This window comes from Variovorax sp. YR750, assembly GCF_900109805.1.
GTDB classification, from domain to species: domain Bacteria; phylum Pseudomonadota; class Gammaproteobacteria; order Burkholderiales; family Burkholderiaceae_C; genus Variovorax; species Variovorax gossypii.
Window position 1 is genome coordinate 82,630 of the sequence record NZ_FOBJ01000011.1, and the last position, 23,468, is coordinate 106,097.

The following is a 23,468-nucleotide window of genomic DNA, read 5'->3' on the forward strand; positions in this document are numbered from 1 at the left end:
CGAGTCTAGAGTCTGCGGGCCGGGGCCTCGCCCGGGCGCGATAATCCCGCGTTCCCGGCCGCTCCGAGCCGGGCTCTTGCCGAACCGCCATGAATCCCAGCTACAAACCCAGCGACGTCGAGTCCGCTGCCCAGGCGCAATGGAGCGCCGCCGATGCCTACCGCGTCACCGAGGACGCGAGCCGCAAGAAGTACTACGCCTGCTCGATGCTGCCGTACCCCAGCGGCAAGCTGCACATGGGCCACGTGCGCAACTACACGATCAACGACATGCTCACGCGCTACCTGCGCATGAGCGGCTACAACGTGCTGATGCCCATGGGCTGGGACGCCTTCGGCCTGCCGGCCGAGAACGCCGCGCTGAAGAACGGCGTGCCGCCGGCCAAGTGGACCTACGAGAACATCGCCTACATGAAGGGCCAGCTCCAGGCCATGGGCCTGGCCATCGACTGGAGCCGCGAGATCGCCACCTGCGATCCCAGCTACTACAAGTGGAACCAGTGGCTGTTCCTGAAGATGCTCGAGAAGGGCATTGCCTACCGAAAGACCCAGGTCGTCAACTGGGACCCGGTCGACCAGACCGTGCTGGCCAACGAGCAGGTGATCGACGGCAAGGGCTGGCGCACCGGCGCCACGGTCGAGCGCCGCGAGATCCCGGGCTACTACCTGAAGATCAGCGACTACGCCGAGGAGCTGCTCGAGCACACCCAGCACAAGCTGCCGGGCTGGCCCGAGCGCGTCAAGCTGATGCAGGAGAACTGGATCGGCAAGAGCGAGGGCGTGCGCTTCGCCTTCACGCATGACATCAAGGGCGCCGACGGCAAGCTGATCCAGGACGGCCGCATGTACGTGTTCACCACGCGCGCCGACACCATCATGGGCGTGACCTTCTGCGCCGTGGCGCCCGAGCACCCGCTGGCCGCGCATGCCGCCACGCTCGACCCCAAGGTCGCGGCCTTCATCGAGGAGTGCAAGAGCGGCGGCACCACCGAGGCCGAACTCGCCACGCAGGAGAAGAAGGGCGTGCCCACCGGCCTGACGGTGATGCACCCGATCACCGAGGAGCAGGTGCCGGTGTGGGTCGGCAACTACGTGCTGATCGGCTACGGCGATGGCGCCGTGATGGGCGTGCCCGCGCACGACGAGCGCGACTTCGCCTTCGCCAACAAGTACGGCATCGAGATCATCCAGGTGGTGCTGGTCGACGACGAGCCGCACTTCGACTATCACAAGTGGCAGGACTGGTACGGCGACAAGCAGCGCGGCGTGACCATCAACTCCGACAATTTCAGCGGCATGACCTACAAGGAGGCCGTGGCCGCCGTGGCGCATGCGCTGGGCCAGAAGGGCCTGGGCGAGCTGCAGACCACCTGGCGTCTGCGCGACTGGGGCGTGAGCCGCCAGCGCTACTGGGGCACGCCGATCCCGATCATCCATTGCGACGAGCATGGCGCAGTGCCGGTGCCCGAGAAGGACCTGCCGGTGGTGCTGCCCACCGACTGCGTGCCGGACGGCTCGGGCAACCCGCTGAACAAGCACGAAGGCTTCCATGCCGGCGTGGTCTGCCCCGTGTGCGGCAAGCCCGCGCGGCGCGAGACCGACACGATGGACACCTTCGTCGACTCGTCGTGGTACTTCATGCGCTACTGCGACCCGAAGAACGACGAGGCGATGGTGGCCGGCGGCGCCGACTACTGGATGCCGATGGACCAGTACATCGGCGGCATCGAGCACGCCATTCTTCACCTGCTGTACGCGCGCTTCTGGACCAAGGTGATGCGCGACCTCGGCCTGGTGAAGGCCGACGAGCCCTTCAGCAAGCTGCTGACGCAGGGCATGGTGCTCAATCACATCTTCTACAACCGGGGCGAGAAGGGGGGGCAGAACTTCTTCCCGCCGACCGAAGTCACCCCGGTGGTCGATGCGCAGGGCCGGATCATCGGCGGTACGCTGGCCGACGGAACGAAGCTCGAGTACGGCGGCGTCGGCAAGATGGGCAAGACCGAGCGCAACGGCGTTGACCCGCAGGACCTGATCGAAAAGTACGGCGCCGATACCGCGCGCCTGTACACCATGTTCACGGCGCCGCCCGAGGCCACGCTCGAGTGGAACGACGCGGCAGTCGAAGGCAGCTACCGCTTCCTGCGCCGCGTGTGGAACTTTGGTGCAGCGCTGGCCGAAATGCCTGTTTCACCGAGCGGCCCGCCGGTGTATGGCAAGAGTGCGCAGGCGCTGCGCCGCGAAGTGCATGCCGTGCTGCGCCAGGTCGACTATGACTACCAGCGCATGCAATACAACACGGTGGTGTCGGGGGCCATGAAGCTGCTGAACGCGATGGAGGGCTTCAAATCCGAAGGGACGCCAGGCGACTTGGCTGCATTGCGCGAGGGCTTCGGCATCCTGCTGCGCTGCCTGTACCCGGCCACGCCGCACATCGCCCAGCAGCTGTGGAACGAGCTCGGCTACGACAAGGACATGGGCGGCCTGCTCGATGCGCCCTGGCCCACGGTCGACGTGAGCGCGCTGGTGCAGGACGAGATCGAGCTCATGCTGCAGGTCAACGGCAAGCTGCGCGGCAAGCTCAGCGTGCCGGCCGGCGCGTCGAAGGACGAGATCGAGAAGCTCGCGCTCGCCTGCGACGACTTCGTGGCCTTCGCCGAGGGGGCGTCCGCCAAGCGCGTGATCGTGGTTCCGGGCCGCCTGGTCAACGTGGTCATCTGAACCGCCGAACGAACGACTCAATCAACCAAGCAAGCATGAACACTCGCAATGTCTCGCTGCCGCGCCGCGGCTTTCTTCTCGGGCTGACGGCGGCCGGTGCCTCGCTCGGCCTGGCCGGCTGCGGCTTCGAGCTGCGCAAGGCTCCCGTCTTCGCGTTCAAGTCGCTGTCGGTGTCGGGCAACTCGGCCATCATCAACCAGATCAGGCGTGAGCTGCGGGCGACCGGCTCGGTGACGGTGCTGTCGGGAGAGGACGCCTCCAAGGCCGACGTGGTGCTCGAGATCCTGAGCGAGGATCGCAACCGCATCGTCATTTCGACCAACTCGGCCGGCTTGGTGCGCGAACTGCAGCTGCAGCTGAAGGTGCGCTTCAAGCTGCGTACGCCGGGCGGCAAGGACCTGCTGCCGCCCACGGATGTCTCGCAGACGCGCGACCTGAGCTTCAACGAGACCAACGCGCTGGCGAAGGAAGGCGAAGCCGACCTGCTGTTCCGCGACATGCAGTCGGACATCGCGCAGCAGCTGATGCGCCGGCTGGCGGCGGTCAAGGAAATCTGAGACCGGCTCTTTCTTTTCCATGCAACTCGCCAGCGCCCAGCTCGCGGCCCATCTGCAGAAGGGCCTGAAGCCCCTCTACACGATCCACGGCGATGAGCCGCTGCTCGCGCAGGAGGCGGCCGATGCCATCCGTACCGCCGCGCGCGCGCAGGGCTACACCGAGCGCAGCTCGTACACCGTGGCCGGCGCGCACTTCGACTGGAGCGCGGTGCTCGCGGCCGGGGGCTCGCTTTCGCTGTTCGCCGACAAGCAGATCGTCGAGATCCGCATCCCCTCGGGCAAGCCCGGAAAGGACGGCAGCGCGGCCCTGCAGCAGCTGGCCGAATCGGCGCCCGGCAACGACAGCACGCTCACGCTGGTGATGTTGCCCAGGCTGGACAAGGCCACGCGCACCGGTGCCTGGTTCTCTGCGCTGGAGAACAACGGCGCGAGCATCCAGGTCGACCCCATCGAGCGCAACGCGCTGCCGCAGTGGATCGCGCAGCGGCTGGGCCAGCAGGGCCAGCGCGTCATGCCCGGCGATGAAGGCCAGCGCACGCTGCAGTTCTTCGCCGACCGCGTGGAGGGCAACCTGCTCGCGGCGCACCAGGAGATCCAGAAGCTCGCGCTGCTGCACCCGGCCGGCGAGCTGAGCTGGGAGCAGGTCGAGGGCGCGGTCAACAACGTGGCGCGCTACGACGTGTTCAAGCTGTCCGAGGCGGTGCTGGCCGGCAATCCCCAGCGCGTGGCGCGCATGCTCGACGGCCTGCAGGCCGAGGGCGAGGCCGAGGTGCTGGTGCATTACGCCATCGCCGAAGACATCCGTGCCCTCAAGCGCGTGAAGGACGCCATGGCCTCGGGCCGCCCGCTGCCCATGGCCCTGCGCGAGAACCGCATCTGGGGACCGCGCGAGCGCGCCTTCGAGCGCGTACTGCCCCGGCTGGACGACCGCATGCTGACCCGCCTGCTGCGCGCGGCGCACGTGGTGGACGGCATCGTGAAGGGCCTGAAGCAGCCCGACTGGCCCGCCAGCGGCTGGCAGGCCCTGCAGCGGCTCGCGCTGATGCTGTGCCGCGCCTGCGGCGGCGCGGCGCGGCGCGCCTGAGCTGCCGGTCCGGCCGGTACGGGCGGCTCCAGCCACCAAAAGACCTGCGCCAGCCGGGCCGGGGTCGGCGTGGGAAAATACGCGGATGAACGCGTTCAACGTAAGCGAACACATGCAGGCGCTAGGCCTGCAAGCCAAGACCGCCGCATTCCTCATGGCTCGTGCCGATGCGGCCAGCAAGAACACGGCGCTGAAGGCGCTGGCCCGCCGCCTGCGCGAAGCCGGCCCGGTGCTTTCCGTGGCCAACCAGAAGGACCTGGAGCGCGCCACGGCCGCCGGCCTCTCGGCGCCGATGGTCGACCGCCTCAAGCTCACGCCCAAGGTCATCGAGACCGTCGCCCAGGGCTGCGAGCAGCTCGCCGGCATGGCCGACGTGATCGGCGAGATCATCGGCATGAAGCAGCAGCCCAGCGGCATCCGCGTCGGCCAGATGCGCGTGCCGATCGGCGTCTTCGGCATGATCTACGAGAGCCGGCCCAACGTGACCATCGAGGCCGCGAGCCTGGCGATCAAGAGCGGCAACGCCGCCATCCTGCGCGGCGGCTCGGAAGCCATCGAATCGAACAAGGCACTGGCGCTGCTCGTGTCGGAGGCGCTGGCCGAGGCCGGGCTGCCGGTCGAGGCTGTGCAGCTGGTGCAGACCACTGACCGCGAGGCCGTGGGCCGGCTGATCGCCATGCCCGAGTTCGTCGACGTGATCATCCCGCGCGGCGGCAAGGGCCTGATCGAGCGAATCAGCCGCGACGCCAAGGTGCCGGTCATCAAGCACCTGGACGGCAATTGCCACGTCTACGTGGACGACTCGGCCGAGTTCGACATGGCGCTTCGCATCGTCGACAACGCCAAGACCCAGAAATACAGCCCCTGCAACGCCGCCGAAGGCCTGCTGGTGTCGGCCGCGGTGGCCGACGACTTCCTGCCCGAGATCGCCGCCATCTTCGCGGCCAAGGGCGTGGAAATGCGCTGCGACCCGGCGGCGGCGGCCATCCTGCGGGCCGACGGCGCGCTCGATCCGAAGGCCAAGGTGGTCGATGCGGTCGAGTCCGACTGGTCGGAGGAATACCTCGCCGCGGTCATCAGCATCAAGGTGGTGGCCGGCGTGGACGAGGCCATCGCCCACATCAACCGCTACTCGAGCCACCACACCGACGCCATCGTGACGCGCGACCATGTGCATGCCCAGCGCTTCCTGCGCGAGGTCGATTCGGCAAGCGTGATGGTCAATGCGAGCACACGCTTCGCGGACGGCTTCGAGTTCGGGCTGGGTGCCGAAATCGGCATCAGCACCGACAAGTTCCATGCGCGCGGCCCGGTGGGCATCGAAGGACTGACCTCGCTCAAGTACGTGGTGCTGGGGCAGGGCGAAGTCCGGAGCTGATGCCCGGGTTCGATGCGTCCGCGCGCGGCCTTGTCATTGGGGCGTACATCCCCAAATCCTAGAATTCCGCTCCACCTTTAAGCACAAAACCAACAAGGCCGCCGCATGGTTCCGCATCTAGTCACCGCCCTGACCGGCCCGATCAACGAACTGGAGCAGCGGGTGCTCGACTCGATGCCCGCCATCGAGCGCTGGTTCCGGCTCGAGTGGATGGAGCACACGCCGCCGTTCTACAGCGCCGTCGACATCCGCAACGCGGGCTTCAAGCTGGCGCCGGTCGACACCAACCTCTTTCCGGGTGGCTGGAACAACCTCACCAAGGAAATGCTGCCGCTGGCGGTGCAGGCAGCGCAGGCGGCCATCGAGAAGATCTGCCCGGAGGCGCGCAATCTGCTCGTCATTCCGGAAAATCACTCCAAAAATACCTTTTATCTCGCCAACGTCGCGCAACTCGTGCGCATCTTCCACATGGCGGGGCTCAATGTGCGCATCGGGTCGATCGATCCGGCCATCAAGTCGCCCAAGAAGATCGAGCTGCCGAACGGCGAGACCGTGACGCTCGAACCTGTCGTGCGCAGCAAGCGTCGGCTGGGGCTGAAGAACTTCGATCCCTGCACAATTCTCCTTAACAACGAGCTTTCGGCGGGAACTCCCGGCATCCTCGAGGATTTGCACGAGCAGTACCTGCTGCCGCCGCTGCACGCGGGCTGGTCGGTGCGCCGCAAGAGCAACCATCTGCACAGCTACGAGGAGCTGTCCAAGCGCTTCGGCAAGCTGCTGGGCATCGACCCGTGGCTCATCAACCCGATCTATGCGCGAGCCGAAGGCGTGGACGTGGCCGAGGGCCGCGGCATCGACGTGCTCACCAGCCATGTGGACGCGGTGCTGACCAAGGTGCGCCGCAAGTACAAGGAATACGGCATCAACGAGAAGCCCTTCGTCGTCGTCAAGGGCGGCCACAGCGGAAGCGGCAGCCCAGGCGTGGTGACGGTTCGTGACGCCAAGGACGTCGAGGCGCTGATCGGCAAGCCGCGTACCGGCGCCGCCAGCATTGCCCCAGCCGCCAGGACGGGTGCTGGCCGCGACCTGCGCGAGCCCACTGAGCTGATCGTCCAGGAAGGCGTGCTCACCAACGAGCGCGTGCACAACGGCGTGGCCGAGCCGGTGGTCTACATGATGGACCGCTATGTGGTCGGGGGCTTCTACCGCGTGCATTCCGAGCGCGCCGCCGACGAGAACCTGAAGCTGCCGGGCGCGAGCTTCGTGCCGCTGGCCTTTTCTGAAAGTGCGCACTTGCCACAGCCGGGAGCCAAGCCTGGCGCCAGTGCGCCCAACCGCTTCTACATGTACGGCGTGGTCGGCCGGCTGGCCATGGTGGCCGCCAGCTACGAGATGGAAGCGACCGATCCGGACGCCGAAATCTACGAATGATTGCCGGGGGCGGCTTGCCTAGGCGGCGGGCAACGGCAAAATAGCGGCCCCACAGCAACGGAAACAAAAGGGCGGGAGGGCAAGAAGGTGGACTAAAGTTCGCCTTTCGCACCCCGGCGTGCCTGACTGACGCGTCGATTCCAGCAGCCTGTCCTTTTCCCATCGACCTCGTGTCAGCCCCCAAAAATCTCTCAGCCGGCCTGATCGTCGGCGCCATCGGCGTCGTCTATGGCGACATCGGCACCAGCGTGCTGTACGCCGTCAAGGAAGTGTTCGGCCACGGCCACGTGCCTTTCACCGTCGAGAACGTCTACGGCATCCTCTCGATGTTCTTCTGGACGCTCACGGTCATCGTGTCCATCAAGTACGTCGTGCTCGTGCTGCGCGCCGACAACGAAGGCGAGGGCGGTCTGGTCGCCATGCTGGCGCTGGCCTCCCGCGCGGTGGCCGACAAGCCCAGGCTGCGCCACCTGCTGCTGGTGGTCGGCATCTTCGGCACATCGCTCTTCTACGGCGACGGGGTCATCACCCCGGCCATCTCGGTGCTCTCGGCGGTCGAGGGCCTGGAAGTGGTGTCGCCGCACTTCACGCACTACGTCATTCCTCTCACCCTGGTCGTGCTGTTCTGCCTGTTCGTGGTGCAGAAGCGCGGCACCGCGGGCATCGGCAAGTTCTTCGGGCCGATCACGCTGACCTGGTTCCTCGCGATCGCCGTGCTCGGCGTGTCGCAGATCCTGCACCACCCCGAGATCCTGAAGGCGCTGAACCCGTTCTACGCGCTGAAGTTCATGTGGGACAACCCGGGCACCAGCTTCATCCTGCTGGGCGCCACTGTGCTGTGCGTGACCGGCGCCGAGGCGCTGTACGCCGACCTGGGCCACTTCGGCAAGAGCCCGATCCGCATCGCGTGGTTCTCGGTGGTGATGCCGGCGCTCACGCTCAACTACTTCGGCCAGGGCGCGCTGCTGCTGGAGAACCCCGAGGCAGTGAAGAACCCGTTCTTCATGATGGCGCCTGAATGGGCGCTCATTCCGCTGGTGCTGCTGGCCACTGCAGCTACCGTGATCGCGTCGCAGGCCCTCATCACCGGCGCCTTCAGCGTCACGCGACAGGTCATCCAGCTGGGCTACCTGCCGCGCCTGAACATCGAGCACACGAGCGTGCGCACGGCGGGGCAGATCTACATTCCGCTGGTCAACTGGGGCCTGTTCGTGGCCATCGTGCTGGCGGTGGTCATGTTCCGCTCGTCGAGCAGCCTGGCCGCGGCCTACGGCATCGCCGTGACCACCGACATGCTGATCACCACGGTGCTGACCTTCTTCGTGATCCGCTATGCGTGGAAGCTGCCGCTGGCGCTTTGCATCGGCTCCACCGCGCTTTTCTTCATCGTCGACTTCCTGTTCTTCGCGTCGAACCTGCTCAAGCTCTTCGAGGGCGGCTGGTTCCCGCTGCTGATCGGCGGCTTCGTCTTCACGCTGATGATCACGTGGAAGGAAGGCCGCCGCCTGATGGGCGAGGCGCAGCACGCCGATGCCATCGACCTGAAGTCGTTTCTCGATTCGGTGTTCGTGAGCCCGCCCGCGCGCGTCGACGGCACGGCGGTGTTCCTCACGGCCGAGCCGGGCGTGGTGCCGAACGCGTTGCTGCACAACCTCAAGCACAACAAGGTGCTGCACGAGCAGAACATGTTCGTCACCGTGCGCAACCACGAGGTGCCGTGGATCCCGATGGACAAGCGCATCGAGATCGAGGCGCTGGGCCATCACTGCTGGCAGATCATCGTGCACTACGGCTTCAAGAACGACATCGACCTGCCGCGCGCGCTCGAGAACGCCCGCATGCGCGGCTGCCAGCTCGAGCAGATGACCACCAGCTACTTCCTGTCGCGCGACGTCGTCATTCCCACGCTGGGCAGCGGCATGGCGCCGTGGCGCGAGAAGCTGTTCGCGCAGATGCACCACAACGCGAGCGGGGCGGCCGCCTTCCTGGGGCTGCCGAACAACGCGGTGGTGGAGCTGGGCTCGAAGATCGAGATCTGAGGCCGGGTGCGCGGCTCAGCCGAACTCCCCTGGCCGCTCCCTCTCGATCTCGCCCACATGCGAGGCGATCGCCCCCGGCGTGGTGAACCAGATATCGCCCCGGTCCCGCGCCTGGGCCAGGCGCGCCAGCGCGGTGCGCAGGTGTCTCAGCCGGTAGGGCTGCCCCACGATGTACGGATGCAGCGCCACGCCCATCACCAGCGGCTGCGCGCGTGACTGATCGAGCATTTCCTCGAAGTTGTCGACCACCATGGTGCTGAAGTCCTTGGCGTCCATCAGGCGGCCGACGATCATCGGGATGTCGTTGAGCTCCTGCGGGTACGGCACCGACCACAGCGAGCCGCCGCCGCGCGTGCGCATGCGCAGCGGCTGGTCGTCGTGGCACCAGTTGAGCGTGTAGCCGTAGCCGGTCTCGGCCAGCAGGTCGGGCGTGAGGGCGCTTTCGGAGATCCACGGCGAAAGCCAGCCCGCGGGCGCCTGCCCGCTTTCGCGCAGCATGCGCTCGCGGCAGCGCAGCAGCAGTGCGCGCTCGTGCTCCTCGTCGAGCACGCCCTGGCGTTCCGCATTGCTGTGGCCGTGGCCGATCAGTTCGTCGCCGCGTGCCACCAGCGCCTGGACCAGCTCGGGGCAGTGGTCGTACAGCGCTGTGTTGACGAGCGCGCCGGTCGGCAGCGCGAGCGCGTCGAACAGCTCGAGGCAGCGCCACGCGCCGACGCGATTGCCGTACTCGCGCCAGCCGTGGTTGAGCACGTCTGGTTGCGGCGAGGCGGGGCCGATGCATGCGCCCAGCCCGTCCCCGAAGGCGAAGTGCTCGACGTTGAAGCCGATGTACACCGCCAGCCGCGCGCCGTTCGGCCAGGTGTAGTCGGGCCGCCGCGTGATGGGCCGGTAGTCGAAGCGGTCGTGCGTGGGCAGCCGGTCGGGCCAGCGCGTGCTCATGCCGGTGGCCTCACAGCACCGCGAGGCCGGCGCGCACCAGCAGCCATTCGGCGCTGTCGTTCCACACGTCCATCTGCACGATCAGGCCGTGGCGCACCACGTAGCGGTCGACATAGCGGTTGCCCTCGAAGGCCGTGCCATCGGGCCATGCGCCGTAGAGCGTGCCGAGGCTGTAGACCACCGTTTCCTCGGGCGTGCCGCCGGCCACCGTTTCGGTGCGCTCGATCTTCTTCTTCACCCAGGCATAGCGCTTTGCATTGAAGGCCGAGGTGTCGGCAGGCGCATGCATCGGGCGATTGCCGGTGAAGCGGATGCGGATGTCGGGCGCGGTGAAGCGCGAGGCCGACTGCGGGTCCGGAATCATCACCAGGCGCAGGAATTCGTCGACCACGGCGGCGGGATCGGGCGCGGGGCCGCCTTGCGAAAAGGATGTGTCCACGAGGTTCTCCGGGAGTTGTCGCAGTCGCAGGCATGCAATTCTCGTGCCGGATGGTTGACGTTATGGGTCTCAGATTGTTGACAATCCTGCGCCCGCGAGCTCCCGGCACAATCACCCGATGCGCGTTGCGCGGCCCGGCTGGCCGCGGCGGGCTGAAGAGAAAAAAGCCCCCGCCGGCAAGGACATCGCCGCTTCCGGCAACATCGCGCCCCGATATCCATGCCAATGGCCGCCGCGCCCCGGCAACGCAAGAAAGAACGCCTGATGAAAAACATCCTCTTCGTCGCCGATCAGCTCGATCACTTCAAGATCTACAAGGACACGACCTTCTCGATGATGCGCGAGGCGCAGCGTCGCGGCTACCGCATCGCGGCCTGCCTGCCGCAGGACATCCAGTGGAAATCGGGCGGCATGGTCACGGCCACGGTGCAGCAGATCACGCTGACCGGCGACGCGAAGGACTGGTACCGCATCGACATCACCGAGGCCAAGGCGCTGAAGGACTTCGACGCCGTGCTCATGCGCAAGGACCCGCCCTTCGACGCCGAGTACATCTACGCCACGCACCTGTTGGAGCAGGCCGAGCGGGAAGGCGCGCACGTGGTGAACAAGCCGCGCGCGCTGCGCGACCACCCCGAGAAGCTGGCGATCATGGAGTTTCCGCAGTTCGTCACGCCCACGCTGGTGACGCGCAGCCCGCAGGCCGTGCGCGACTTCCACGCCGAGCACGGCGACATCATCCTGAAGCCGCTCGACGGCATGGGCGGCATGGGCATCTTCCGCGTGAAGCAGGATGCGCTGAATCTCGGCTCCATCGTCGAGACGCTCAACAAGGACGGCGCCGAAACCATCATGGTGCAGCGCTTCGTGCCCGAGATCTCGCAGGGCGACAAGCGCATCCTCATCATTGCCGGCGAGCCGGCGCCCTTCGTGCTGGCGCGCATTCCGCAGGGTACCGAGGTGCGCGGCAACCTGGCGGCGGGTGGCAAGGGCGTGGCGCAGCCGCTCACGCCGCGCAACCGCGAGATCGCCGAGACCGTGGGCCGCGCGCTGGCGCCGCGCGGGCTGCTGCTGATCGGGCTCGACGTGATCGGCGACTCGGTCACCGAGATCAACGTGACCAGCCCGACCTGCTTCCAGGAAATCACCGAGCAGACCGGCTTCGACGTGCCGGCGATGTTCATCGATGCGCTCGAGGCGACCCTGCGCCAGCAGGGCCGCTGACGCTACCTCAGCGCGTTCGATCAGAAGTCGATCGTGCCGCTCACCGCGAAGGTGCGCGGCGCACCCAGCACCAAGTAGTTGCTGCCCTGCGTGCCGCCCCCCGAGGCCCAGTACGACTTGTTGAACAGGTTGTCGATGCGCGCGCGCAGCGTGAGCAGGCGGCCGTTGCCGAGATCGACCAGGTAGCGCGCGCCCACGTCGACGCGCGTCCACGACGGCACCGATTGCGTGTTGGTGGCGTTGGCGTACTGCTTCGAGGTGTAGAGCACGCGGGCGTTCAGCGACAGGTTGCGCATGCCGGGCACGTCCCATTCGGCGCCGATGTTGGCCTGCTGCTTGGCCACGCCGATGGCGGTCAGGCCGTCGGTGGCGCCGCCTTGCGTGTTCTTCTGCTTGGCGTCGAGCAGCGTCAGGCCGCCGAGCAGGCGCAGGCCCTTGGTCGGTTGGCCGAACACCGAGAACTCCAGGCCCTGGTTGCGCTGCTTGCCGTAGAGGCCGTATGTCTGGCTCGAGTAGTAGTAGGTGGGCTGGTCGGTGGTGAAGAACGCAGCGCTGGCGCCGAGCGTGCCGCCGTCGTACTTGACGCCGATTTCCTTCTGCTTGGCCTGATAGGGCGCGAAGATTTCGCCGGCATTGGTCACCGGACGGTTGTTCACGGTGGTGCCCGCGACGTTGCCCTTGACCAGGCCTTCGATGTAGTTGGCGTAGGCCGAGACGGTCGGCGTGATCTTGAACACGACTCCCGCGACCGGCGTGGTCTTGCTCTTGTCGTAGGTGCTCGTCTGCTTGAGCGTGTTGTAGGCGAAGCTGGTCTGCTCGATGGTCTGGCGGCGCGCGCCGAGCGTGACCAGCAGGCGGTCGTCCATGAACGACATGGTGTCGGCAATGGCCACGCTCGAGGTGTCGATCTTGTCGGTCAGGCGCGGGTTGTCCAGCGTGTTGCCCACGAAGGCGCCGTTGGCGACCGGGTAGGGCGAGGCGTACGGCGTGTAGATGTTGTTGCGCACGCTCTGCGCCGAGATGGCGTAGGCGTTGTCGCGGTCATTGCTGTACTTGGCCGCCGAGACCACCACGGTGTGCTTCACCGGGCCGGTGGCGAAGTTGCCGCGCACGCCGATCTCGGCGGTGCCGATGCGATCCTTGCGGGTGTTGCTGAAGCGCGTGTTGCTGGTGCTGCCGAAGGCGTCGGTGAGCGTCGGGTTCGACAGCACGTTGTCTTCGTCGCTGCGGCGCACACCGCCGGCTGCCCAGGCCGTGATGTTGTCGGTGATGTCGACTTCGCCGCGGAAGGTGGCGAACTTGTCCTTTTCCTTCGAGTAGGTCCAGGGCTGTGCGAAGTTGGTGCGGGCGTCGGGCGCGCGCGGGATCGGCAGGGTGGACGAGGGCGTCAGGCTCGGGCGGCCGTCCTTCAGGTCGTAGTCCTGGTAGCCGAAGTCGGCCGACAGGCGCACGTTGCGGTTGTGCCAGTCGAGGCCGATGCCGAAGGCGCTGAGCTGCTGGCTTTCGTTCTTCACGCCCGTGCCGCCTTCGCGGCGCACCGCGTTCACGCGCACGCCCAGGCTGTCGTCGGGGCCGAAGCGGCGCGCGAGGTCGAGGTTGACGAAGCCCTGGCCGCCGGTCTGCACGCCGAAGCCGACGCGGGTGAGCGGTTCGTTCGGCGCGCGCTTGGGCAGCAGGTTGATCGCGCCGCCGATGCCGCTGCCGCCGGGGGCGGCGCCATTCAGGAAGGTGTTGGCACCGCGGAACACTTCCACGCGCTCGAAGAATTCCGAGGCGATGTATTGGCGCGGCAGCATGCCGTAGAGGCCGTTGTAGGCCACGTCGTCGGAATACACGGGGAAGCCGCGCACCACGTAGAGCTCCTGGAAGTTGCCGAAGCCGCGGGCCTGGCGCACCGACGGGTCGTTCAGCAGCACGTCGGCCACGCTCTTGGCCTGCTGGTCCTGGATCAGCTCGTTCGTGTAGTTGTTGCTGGAGAAGGGGGTGCTCATCATGTCCTGGTTGCCCAGGATGCCGACCCGCCCGCCGCGCGCCACCTGGCCGCCGGCATAAGGCTTGGTCAGGCCCTCGGCCGATGCGTCGGCGCTGGCCTCGACGGTCACCGTCGACAGCGTGCCGCTCGATACCGCAGCAGCGGCCGGCTCCGCCGTGGTGGTTTGGGCCAGGGCCGCCGCGGCATTGAGCGCGAGCAGCGTTGCGACCACGGAAGGCCGGAGATGGAAGAAATGAGCGGGCATGGACGGTTCAGATATGCAAATGAGAACCGTTATTGTTTACTCGTATGAGTCCGACCGTCGATACTTTCTTGCAATGTTGCTAAAAAGTGTCAGTCAAAAGACTGACTCGGCTCCAGGCGCCTTCAGCGCCCGACTCGCTGCCCGTCCACGAACACCTGCAGCTCGCCCGGAGCGAACTGGGTCCACGTCTCGTTGGTCGTCAGGGGCGCGGTCACGACCACGGCGACGCGGTCGTTGGGCGTGGTGTGCTGCGCGAAGTCGATCTCGAGGTCTTCGTCCGACAGCTGCGCCGTCACGAAGGGATGGCGGCGCTCCACGTACCAGAGGTTGGTCGATGCATGCGCCCACAGCGCCTGCCCGTTGGACAGCATGAAGTTGAAGGTGCCGTGGCCCGCGAGCTGCGGCGCCAGTTCGCGCAGCGTGAGCGTCAGCTCCTCGATGCTCGGCACGCCCGCGTGCGACTTGGCCAGCTCCTGCATGATCCAGCAGAAGGCGTGCTCGCTGTCGGTGTTGCCCACCGGGTGGAAGTTGCCGTGCAGGCGCGGACGGAATTCCTTCAGGTCGCCGTTGTGGGCGAACACCCAGTAGCGTCCCCACAGCTCACGCACGAACGGGTGGCAGTTCTGCAGGTTGACCTCGCCCTGTGTCGCCTTGCGGATGTGCGCGATGACGTTGCGGCTCTGGATCGGGTAGCGCCGGATCAGGTCCGCCACCGGCGATTCGCTCGCCGGCTGGTGGTCGACGAAGTGCCGCAGCCCGCGATCCTCGAAGAACGCGATGCCCCAGCCGTCGGCGTGGTGGTCGGTGCGGCCGCCGCGTTGCGCGAACCCCGTGAAGCTGAAGGTCACGTCGGTCGGCGTGTTGCAGTTCATCCCTAGCAATTGGCACATGACTGCGATTAGACCGCGATTCGCGTGCCGATCGCGCCGCCGCTGCGTTCAGATACCGTGCAGCGTCGCCATCTCGTCGATCAGGCCCCGCTGGAACGCATCGAAGCGCGCCGAAGGCTGCTGCAGCCCGAAGAACTCGCTGAACGGATCTTCCACTTCCGTGCGGTGCCCCGAGAGCTCCTCCACCACAGCCAGCCCGCAGAACGGCACGCAGGCCTCCGAATAGCCGCCCTCGTGCACCACCACCACCCGCCCGTCACAATGCCGGGCCGCCAGCGCGTTGACCTGCCGCATCATCTGGCGGAACGACTCCGGATGCAGCTGCATCCGCGCCAGCGGGTCCACGCCGTTGGCGTCCAGCCCGCTCGCCACCACGATCAGCTCGGGCCTGAAGCGGTCGATCACAGGCGCCACCATGCGCTCGAAGGCGTACATGTAGGCGTTGTGGCCGCCGCCGGGCTGCAGCGGAATGTTGACGTTGAAGCCCAGCCCCTCGCCCTCGCCACGGTCTTCCGCGCCGCTGTAGCCGGGCGGAAAGCAGTTCTCCTGGTGCAGCGACAGCGTCAGCACGTCGGGGCGGTCGTAGAAGATCGCCTGCGTGCCGTTGCCGTGGTGCACGTCCCAGTCGATCACAGCCACGCGGCCGAGCTTGTGGCGTGCCTTCATGGTCTCGATGGCCACCGCGATGTTGTTGAACAGGCAGAAGCCCATGCTGTGCTCGCGCAGGCAATGGTGGCCCGGCGGGCGCGTCAGCGCGAAGGCGTTGCGGTGGCGGCCCTGCAGCACGCTGTCCATCGCGGCGATGGCCAGCCCGGTGGACAGCTTCGCGATCTCATAGCTGCCTGGCCCGAAGGGCGCGACCTCGCCCAGGTCGCCGCCGCCGGCGTCGCTGGCGGCCTTGAACTTCTCCAGGTAGCTCGCGGGGTGCACGCGCCGCAGGTCTTCCTCGGTGGCCATCGGTGCGCCCAGCAGGTCGAGCCGAGCGCTCAGGCCCGACACGTCCATCAGCGACTTGATGCGGCGCTTGGAGTCGGGCGACTCCGCCATGCCGCTGCCGGCCATGGGCTGCACCCAGCCGCCCACGGGCAGGAACAGCGCATGCAGGCCGCCCGGCACGTGCCAGAAGGTGCGTTCGTCGTGAAAGAAGGCGGTGGTGGCGGTCTTCATGCGGTGCGTCCTCGCGTGGATTCGGAAGTGAGGGAAGAAGAAAGGTCGGAAGCAGAAGAAGGCGAAGTGTGCTCGCGCGACGGCGGATGGCGCTGCACGCTCAGCCCGCGCCACCCCCAGCGCTCGCGCGCCAGGCCCCACAGGCCGCGCGGCGCCAGCAGCATCACCGTCACCGCGATGCAGCCCATCGCGATCAGGTACCAGCCGCCCGACATCGCGAACCAGGTGTTGAACAGCTCGCGCAGCCCGAAGTAGATGACCGCGCCGATCAGCGGCCCCTCGATGGTCCCGATGCCGCCGATGATGACGATGAACATCGCGGTCACCACCCAGTTGATGTCGAAGGCCGAGTCGGGCGAGACGAACATCGTGCCCATGAAGTGCGCCGCGCCCGCCAGCCCGAAGCCCAGCCCCGAGAGCACGAAGGCGATGAAGCGGTTGCGCCACACGTTCACGCCGATGCTGGTGGCCGCCAGTTCGTTGTCGCGCACCGCCATCAGCCCGAGGCCGAAGGGCGAGCGCATCAGCAGGTAGACCCCGGCCACGGCCGCCAGACCGATGGCACCCGAGATCCAGAACGCGTTCTGCTGGAAGCTCTCGGCCTCCACCAGCCGCACCGCCTGCAGCGGCACGCCCGATTCGCCGCCGAAGAGCGGAAACTTCGCCACCAGCAGACGCACGATCTCGGCCAGCACCCACATGCCGATCGAGAAGTAGGCATCGCGCAGCCGGAACATCAGCGGCGCCACCACTGCCGCCAGCAGCGCCGCACCCGCGCCGGCCACCGGCACCATCCAGTAGGGCGAGATGCCGAGCCGGTCGGAGGCGATGAACAGCAGGTAGGCCCCGATGCCCACGAAGGCCTGGTGACCCATCGACACCAGCCCCGTGTAGCCGGCCAGCAGGTTCCACATCTGGGCCATCGCCAGCGTGACGAGCACTTCGCTCAAAAGGCGCAGCGTGCCGCCGTCGGCCACGGTGGGCGCGAAAGCGATTGCCGCCGCGGCGATGGCGAAGCAGATCCAGGGAACGGGAGAAGAACGGTCACGCATGAAATTCGCCGATCAGGAGCGCGGGCCCGCGATGCCGTTGGGACGCACCATCAGCACCACGAAGAACAGCAGGTGCGCATACAGCGCGCCCGCATTGGAATCGAGCCGCTGGCCCGCGAGCTGCGCCACGCCCAGCGCGATGCCGCCGGCAAGCGCACCCCGGAAGGAGCCCATGCCGCCGATGATGACCACCTCGAAGGCACCCAGCAGCCGCTCCACGCCCGAGAACGGCGTGAACGAGGTGCGCAGCGCGAGCAGCAGCCCGGCCACCGACGCGAAGGCCAGCGACAGCCCCATCACCACGCCGTACACGTGGGCCGGCCGCACGCCCATCGTGCGCACGATCTCGCGGTGGTCGGAGGTGGCGCGCACGATCAGGCCGAAGCGCGAGCGCTGCAGCAGCCACTGCAGCGCGCCGAAGGCCAGCACCGCGAGCACAAGCACCAGCACCGGATACCAGCCGATGCGCAGCCCGCCGATCTCGAAGCCGGCCGTGGCCAGCGCGCCGCCGTCGAGCGCGCGCGGATCGGCGCCGAACAGCTCGGCCATCAGGTTGCGCAGCACCACCGCGATGCCGAAGGTCACCAGCACCGGCGTGAGTGGATCGTCGGTGGCGACGGCGCGGTTCAGCAGCAGCCGCTGCAGCAGGTAGCCGGTGCCGAAGGCCGCCAGCCCCACCGGCACGATGAAGAGCAGCGGCGACACGCCCGGAAACTGCGCCGCCAGGAACACCGCGAAGTAGGCCGCGAGCACCACGAACTCGCCATGAGCGAGGTTGACCATGCGCATCACGCCGAAGACCAGCGCCAGCCCGAGGCCGAAGAGCGCATAGAGGCCGCCGAGCAGCACGCCGTTGATGATGGTTTCGATCCAGGCCACGGCCGCTCTTTCTTCTTCAGTGTCCGAAGTACGCGTTGGCGATCTGCTGGGCGCTGAAATCGCTGGCTTGCCCCGCCAGCGTGACGCGCCCCTTGAGCAGGCAATACACGCGCTGTGCGATGCGGCAGGCGCGGGTCACGTCCTGCTCCACGATCAGCAATGCCGTGCCCTGCGCGCGGATGTCGACGAACGCGCGGTAGATCTGCTCGATCACCACCGGCGCGAGGCCCAGCGAGATCTCGTCGCACAGCATGAGGCGCGGATTGGCCATGAGCGCGCGGCCGATGCTCACCATCTGCTGCTGGCCGCCCGACAGTTGCGTGGCCGGCCGGTGGCGGAACTCGCGCAGGATCGGGAACAGCGCATACACCGTCGTCAGCGACCAGTGGCCGGGCCGCTGGCTCAGCGCACCCATGCGCAGGTTTTCCTCCACGGTGAGCGAGGGAAACAGCATGCGCCCCTCGGGCACCAGCGCGATGCCGCGGTGCGCGATGCGCTCGGCCGGCTCGGCCTCGATGGCCTGCCCGTCAAAGCGGATTGCGCCCCGGCTGCGACGGCCCAGTCCCGCGATGGCGCGGATCAGCGTCGACTTGCCCGCTCCGTTGGCGCCGATCAGCGCGGTGGCCTCGCCTTCACCCACGTCGAGCGACAGGTCGAACAGCGCCTGCAGGTCGCCGTAGTGGCTGCACAGTTCGCGCACCTCAAGCAGTGGCATGACCGGCCTCCAGGGTTTCGGTGGCTTCTTCTCCCACGCCCATGTAGATCTCGCGCACCTCGCGGCTGTCCATCGCGGCGGCGGGCGCGTCCTCCAGCAGCTTGCGGCCGAAGTTCAGCACCATGATGCGGTCGGCCACCGCCATCAGCGCCTGCGCGATGTGCTCGATCCAGATCATCGCCACGTCCTTCTTGAGCTCCAGCACGAGCGCCACCAGCACCTGCACTTCGGCCTCCGTCAGGCCTCCCGCGATCTCGTCGAGCAGCAGCAGGTGCGGTCGCGTCGCGAGGCCCTTGGCCAGCTCCAGCCGCTTGCGGTCCAGGAGCGGCAGGCGGCCGGCCGGCGTGTCGGCGCGATCGGCCAGCCCGGTGCGTTCCAGCACCGCCCAGGCCTCGCGCTCGGCCTGCGCGCGCGGCAGCCGCGCGGCGAAGCTGGCGGCTGCCAGTGCGTTCTCGTAGGCGCTCAGGTGCGCGAAGGGCTGCGGGATCTGGAAGGCGCGTGCCACGCCCAGCCGCGCGCGCACGTCGGCGCGCAGGCCCACCAGTTCGCGGCCCTCGAGCTTGATGCTGCCGGCGTCGGGCACGGCCACGCCGGTGATCAGGTTGAACAGCGAACTCTTGCCCGCGCCGTTGGGCCCGACCACACCGAGGCACTCGCCGCGCGCGAGCGAGAGCGAGACCCCGTCGGCAACGACGATCTCGCCGTAGCGCTTGCACAGGCCTTCGATGACGAGGCAGCCGGTCATGCCGATGCGATATTTCTGCTGCAGAGGCTCAGGCGGACTTGAGCTGCGACAGCAGCTTCAGCTCGTCTTCCACCGGAATCTGCGTCGCCGTGCTGTTGTGCGTGATGACCAGCTCGTACGGAAACTTGGCGCCGGCCTTCGTCTTGCGCCATTGTCCCGCCACCATCGGGGTGACGGCCACGCTCTTGATCGGGCTGCCCTTGAAGTCGATGCGACCGACGATCGAGTCCAGCTGCAGGTTGGCCAGCGCGTCGCGCACGGCCTTCTTGTCCTTCGGGTTGCTCGCGTTCTTCAGCGCCGCGATGCCCACCTCGAACAGCGCGTGGCCGTAGCCGATGGGCTGCGTCCACTGCTTGCCGGTGCTGCTCTCCCAGTCGGCCGCCAGCGCCTTGGCGCTCTGGCCGGTGAGCGAGGACTTGAACGGGAAGCTGGGCGTCCACCAGATCTCGGTCGACATGCCGTTGCCCGCCGCGCCCAGCGACTCGACCGCGCTCGGGAACAGGAAGGCCGCGGCCATCGTCACCACCTCGGGCCGGTAGCCCGCCTGCTGCGCCTGCTTCCAGAAGGTGGCGAAGTGGTTCGCATAGGCGAAGCCCGAGACGATGTTCGCGCGCGCCGCCTTGAAACTGGAGACCTGATTGCTGAAGTCGTCGGTCGCGATCTTGAAGAAGCCGCCGTTGGTCTCCTTGTAGCCGCGCTGCTTCGCGCCGTTGGGGATGCCGTTGGCCGGATCGGCGAAGGCGTGACCCGGGCCGTTGTCGATGTAGAGCGTGCCCAGCGCGCGTTCCACCTTCAGCGGCTCCCACATGCCGAAGAAGTTCTTCAGCACGTCGTCGGCGCCCCAGAAGAAGTGGAACGAGAACGGAAAGCCCTTCTGCGGCGTGGAGCCGCGCCCGAAGGTGATGGCCTGCCATGGGCCCATGGTGGAGACCATCGGCACGCCGTTGACGTCGCAGAGCTGGCCGGCGGCCAGCGCGGCGTCGCTGTCCTGCACCAGCAGCAGGTCGACCTTCTCGCGCAGCAGCAGCTCGCTCGACATGGTGGCGCCGCGGTTGGCGTCCGACTGGGTGTCGCGCACCACGATCTCGACCTTGTAGTTGGTGCCGCCGATGTTGAGCCCGTCCTTCAGCGCGGCGCGCACGCGCTCCAGGCTCCACGGATCGGCCTCGCCGAAATTGGCGCGCACGCCCGACAGCGTGGTGAGGTAGCCGATCTTGATGGTCTTCGACTGCGCATTGGCCAGCACGGGCACGCCGGCCAGCGCGGCCGCGCCGCCGCCGATGACGAGTTGGCGGCGCGTGAGCGCGCCGGAGGCTTCGCGGAAAGAGTCGGCGGTCATGGTGGGGTGCTCCTTGGCGTGTGGAGGATTGACGGTAGGCTGGGCCGCATCGTCTCTCCGCGTGCGCCGGCGGCGTTATCGAAAACTGGCAAAAGGCGCGTGGTGCCCTGCGTGCCTCACTCGGGCCGCAAGTTCACCGACTTCGCGATCGCCCGATAGCGCTCCACGTCGGCCTGGTAGGCGCGGCGCAGTTCGGCCAGCGGCTGCTCGGGCGGCACTTTGCTGCCGCCGAGCTCGATGCCGCGGCGGATCTCCGGCTTCTGCATCATCTGGTTGAAGGCCGCGTGCAGCCGCTGCTGCGTTTCCTCGGGCACGCGCTGCGACACCTGCACGCCCGACCACAGGCTGTAGACGAAGTCCTCCAGCCCCTTGCTGTTGCGCATCAGCGGAATGGCCGTGAAGCGCTCGTGCGGCACGGTGGCCGCGAGGCCCAGCGCCTTGACCTTGCCGGCGTCCAGCAGGTCGGGCACGTTGCCGGCCAGCGGCATGAACACCAGGTCGATCTGCCCGCCCAGCAGGTCGTTGACCACCGGCGCCATGCCCTTGTAGGGCACGTGCAGCATCTTCGTGCCCGTCTGCTGCGTGAATCGCTCGCCCAGCAGGTGGTAGAGCGAGCCCGGGCCGATGCTGCCGTAGCTCAGCTCCTTCGCATCGGGGCGGCGCAGCATCGTGACCAGTTCGTCGACGCTGCCCACGCCGAGGTCCTTGCGCGCCAGCAGCACCATCGAGGTGACGGCCATCACGCCGATGGGCCGGAAGTCCTCCGCCTTGTAGCGCGCGCTGGCGAGCGTGAGCGGCGTGAGCATCAGCTCCATCGGCGAGCCCAGCAGCAGTACCGAGCCGTCGGCGGGCGCGTTGGCTGCCTTCATCACGCCCAGCGATCCGCTGGCGCCGGGCACGTTGTCGACGATGGCGGTCTGGCCCAGCAGCCGCGAGAACTCGGGCGCGGCCAGCCGTGCGTTGATGTCGGAGCCACCGCCGGCGGGGTAGGGAACGATCAGGCTCAGGGTCTTGCCCGCCGGGCCCTGAGCGGCGGCGAGCCCTGTCATGGTGGAGAGGCCGGCGGCAAGGCCGGCGCCGATCAGTGAACGTCTGCGCATGGGTTGTCTCCTCGTGTTGTTTGTTGTCGGGTTCCGGAACTCAGCGCGCGTGCTGCAGCAGCGGTGGCCGCATGCCCGCGAAGGGCGTGGCCTGGTGCCAGCCGTGCGCCATGCGCAGCACCTCCAGGTCGGCTCCGGGCCGGCCGATGAGCTGCAGCCCCATCGGCAGGCTGCGCGTGCCGGCCTCCTGCGAGAAGCCGGCCGGGATCGCCATCGTGGGCAGGCCGGCGAGCGTGGGGCCGATGGTCACTTCCATCCAGCGGTGGTAGGTGTCCATCGCGCGGCCGCCCACCTCGCGCGGCCAGTGCTCGTCGGCGGAAAGCGGAAACACCTGCGCGGCCGGCAGCACCAGGAAGTCGAAGCGCTCGAAGAGCTTCAGCAGCGCGCCGTGCCACTGCGTGCGCGTGACTGCGGCTTCGTGCAGCATGGCCGCGCTCAGGCGTTCTCCCTGTTCCACTTCCCAGCAGGCCTCGGGCTTGAGCTGCGCGCGCGTGGCGGCGTCGGCATGCAGGCCGCGCAGTGCGCCCGCGACGATGAAGCCGCGCAGGCGAAGCCATGCGGTCCACAGCGCGTCGAAGTCGAAGGCGGGCACGGCCGGCTCGACGCTGCAGCCCAGCGTGTCGAAGTGCCGCAGCGCTGATTCGCACAGCGCCATCACGCCCGGCCCCATCGGCAGATGGCCGCCGAGGTCGCCCAGCCACGCGATGCGCCGGCCGCGCAGCTCGGCGTCGAGCGGTTGGGCGAAGACTTCGCCGTCGCCCGCGAGGCTCAGCGGCGAGCGCTCGTCGTGGCCGGCCTGCACCGACAGCAGCCATGCCACGTCCTCCGGCGTGCGGCCCATCGGCCCTTCGCAGCCGAGCTGCTGGAAGAAGAGTTCGGGCCCCGGCCCGGTCGGCACGCGGCCCAGCGAAGGGCGCAGGCCGTAGACGTTGTTCCATGCGGCGGGGTTGCGCAGCGATCCCATCATGTCGCTGCCGTCGGCCACCGGCAGCATGTGCAGCGCGAGCGCCACCGCGGCGCCGCCGCTGCTGCCGCCGGCCGCATGCTGCTGGTTCCACGCGTTGCGAGTGGTGCCGAACACCGTGTTGTAGGTGTGCGAGCCGAGGCCGAATTCCGGCGTGTTGCTGCGGCCGACGAAGATGGCGCCAGCACTGCGCAGGCGCTCGACCATGATCGCGTCGTGCGTCGTGACCTGCTTCGCAAACACCGGGCTGCCCATGGTGGTGGGCATGCCGGCGGTGGCGACGAAGTCCTTGGGCGCCATCGGGAAGCCGTGCAGCCTTCCCACCGCTTCTCCGCGAGCGAGGCGCGCATCGCAGGCGTCGGCCTGCTGCAGCAGCTGTGCCGTGGGCTGCAGCGAGACCAGTGCGTTGACGGCCGGGTTGAAGCGCTCGATCTGCGCGAGGCAGGCCTGCATCAGTTCGCGGCATGAGAGCTCGCGGCGCTGCAGGGCGGTGGCGAGCGCGCGGGCGCTCAGCGTGATCGGCTCGGTCGACGTGGAGGCGGACATATGGCGGTCAACGATAGCGACCG

19 protein-coding genes are annotated in these 23,468 nt (G+C 67.8%); 7 read left to right on the plus strand and 12 right to left on the minus strand.

All coding sequences use genetic code 11. The annotated features are described in order from the left end of the window. Positions 1–89 precede the first annotated feature (89 nt). From leuS to BMY35_RS22235, 6 genes are all read left to right on the plus strand, one after another. Entirely contained in the window at positions 90–2,720 is a 2,631-nt protein-coding gene (gene leuS / locus BMY35_RS22210; protein ID WP_093203805.1) for a leucine--tRNA ligase, read from the plus strand. A gap of 35 nt (positions 2,721–2,755) precedes the next feature. Continuing rightward, complete coding sequence (gene lptE, locus BMY35_RS22215) at positions 2,756–3,277, plus strand: LPS-assembly lipoprotein LptE (protein WP_093203807.1); 522 nt, start codon at positions 2,756–2,758, stop codon at positions 3,275–3,277. A gap of 19 nt (positions 3,278–3,296) precedes the next feature. After that, positions 3,297–4,361, plus strand: coding sequence for a DNA polymerase III subunit delta (gene holA, locus BMY35_RS22220; RefSeq protein WP_093203810.1), 1,065 nt, complete (start codon positions 3,297–3,299; stop codon positions 4,359–4,361). Positions 4,362–4,446: 85 nt separating this feature from the next. After that, the gene (locus tag BMY35_RS22225) at positions 4,447–5,739 is read left to right on the plus strand and encodes a glutamate-5-semialdehyde dehydrogenase (protein WP_093203812.1); all 1,293 of its coding nucleotides are present in this window, start codon (positions 4,447–4,449) and stop codon (positions 5,737–5,739) included. 105 nt (positions 5,740–5,844) lie between these two features. After that, positions 5,845–7,170 carry a glutamate--cysteine ligase gene (gene gshA / locus BMY35_RS22230; protein WP_093203815.1) on the plus strand — a complete coding sequence of 442 codons (1,326 nt, stop codon included), beginning with the start codon at positions 5,845–5,847 and terminating at the stop codon, positions 7,168–7,170. Between the two features lie 170 nt (positions 7,171–7,340). Continuing rightward, positions 7,341–9,209 (plus strand): potassium transporter Kup, encoded by a 1,869-nt coding sequence (locus tag BMY35_RS22235; RefSeq protein ID WP_093203818.1) that lies wholly within the window; start codon positions 7,341–7,343, stop codon positions 9,207–9,209. Positions 9,210–9,224: 15 nt separating this feature from the next. On the opposite strand, the gene BMY35_RS22240 is transcribed toward BMY35_RS22235, so the two are convergent. Beyond that, positions 9,225–10,148 (minus strand): polysaccharide deacetylase family protein, encoded by a 924-nt coding sequence (locus BMY35_RS22240; protein WP_093203820.1) that lies wholly within the window; start codon positions 10,146–10,148, stop codon positions 9,225–9,227. Between the two features lie 10 nt (positions 10,149–10,158). Next, the gene (locus BMY35_RS22245; RefSeq protein WP_093203823.1) at positions 10,159–10,587 is read right to left on the minus strand and encodes a hypothetical protein; all 429 of its coding nucleotides are present in this window, start codon (positions 10,585–10,587) and stop codon (positions 10,159–10,161) included. Positions 10,588–10,851: 264 nt separating this feature from the next. Between BMY35_RS22245 and gshB the strand changes: the two genes are divergently transcribed. Further along, positions 10,852–11,811, plus strand: a complete 960-nt coding sequence (gshB, locus tag BMY35_RS22250) for a glutathione synthase (protein WP_093203825.1) — start codon at positions 10,852–10,854, stop codon at positions 11,809–11,811. A gap of 20 nt (positions 11,812–11,831) precedes the next feature. Here the strand turns inward: gshB and BMY35_RS22255 are convergent, their stop codons facing one another. The 10 genes from BMY35_RS22255 to BMY35_RS22300 form a co-directional block, all read right to left on the minus strand. Beyond that, complete coding sequence (locus BMY35_RS22255) at positions 11,832–14,048, minus strand: TonB-dependent receptor (protein WP_093203828.1); 2,217 nt, start codon at positions 14,046–14,048, stop codon at positions 11,832–11,834. Positions 14,049–14,170: 122 nt separating this feature from the next. After that, on the minus strand, positions 14,171–14,938 hold the full coding sequence (locus BMY35_RS22260) for a class II glutamine amidotransferase (RefSeq protein WP_093203832.1): 768 nt from the start codon (positions 14,936–14,938) through the stop codon (positions 14,171–14,173). 48 nt (positions 14,939–14,986) lie between these two features. Then, entirely contained in the window at positions 14,987–16,105 is a 1,119-nt protein-coding gene (locus BMY35_RS22265) for a class II histone deacetylase (RefSeq protein ID WP_093203834.1), read from the minus strand. Then, the gene (locus tag BMY35_RS22270; protein WP_093203837.1) at positions 16,102–17,157 is read right to left on the minus strand and encodes a branched-chain amino acid ABC transporter permease; all 1,056 of its coding nucleotides are present in this window, start codon (positions 17,155–17,157) and stop codon (positions 16,102–16,104) included. The genes BMY35_RS22265 and BMY35_RS22270 overlap by 4 nt, the downstream gene beginning before the upstream one ends. Positions 17,158–17,169: 12 nt before the next feature. Continuing rightward, positions 17,170–18,036, minus strand: a complete 867-nt coding sequence (locus BMY35_RS22275; RefSeq protein ID WP_093203840.1) for a branched-chain amino acid ABC transporter permease — start codon at positions 18,034–18,036, stop codon at positions 17,170–17,172. Between the two features lie 16 nt (positions 18,037–18,052). Beyond that, a complete protein-coding gene (locus BMY35_RS22280) occupies positions 18,053–18,751 on the minus strand; it encodes an ABC transporter ATP-binding protein (protein ID WP_093203841.1) in 699 nt (232 codons plus the stop codon). Then, positions 18,738–19,496, minus strand: coding sequence for an ABC transporter ATP-binding protein (locus BMY35_RS22285; RefSeq protein WP_093203844.1), 759 nt, complete (start codon positions 19,494–19,496; stop codon positions 18,738–18,740). The genes BMY35_RS22280 and BMY35_RS22285 overlap by 14 nt, the downstream gene beginning before the upstream one ends. A 28-nt stretch (positions 19,497–19,524) precedes the next feature. Further along, positions 19,525–20,835: an ABC transporter substrate-binding protein gene (locus tag BMY35_RS22290; protein ID WP_093203846.1), complete on the minus strand. Its 1,311-nt coding sequence runs from the start codon at positions 20,833–20,835 to the stop codon at positions 19,525–19,527. 116 nt (positions 20,836–20,951) lie between these two features. Next, positions 20,952–21,935: a Bug family tripartite tricarboxylate transporter substrate binding protein gene (locus tag BMY35_RS22295; RefSeq protein WP_093203849.1), complete on the minus strand. Its 984-nt coding sequence runs from the start codon at positions 21,933–21,935 to the stop codon at positions 20,952–20,954. Positions 21,936–21,975: 40 nt separating this feature from the next. Continuing rightward, on the minus strand, positions 21,976–23,445 hold the full coding sequence (locus BMY35_RS22300) for an amidase (protein WP_093203851.1): 1,470 nt from the start codon (positions 23,443–23,445) through the stop codon (positions 21,976–21,978). Between the last annotated feature and the right edge of the window lie 23 nt (positions 23,446–23,468).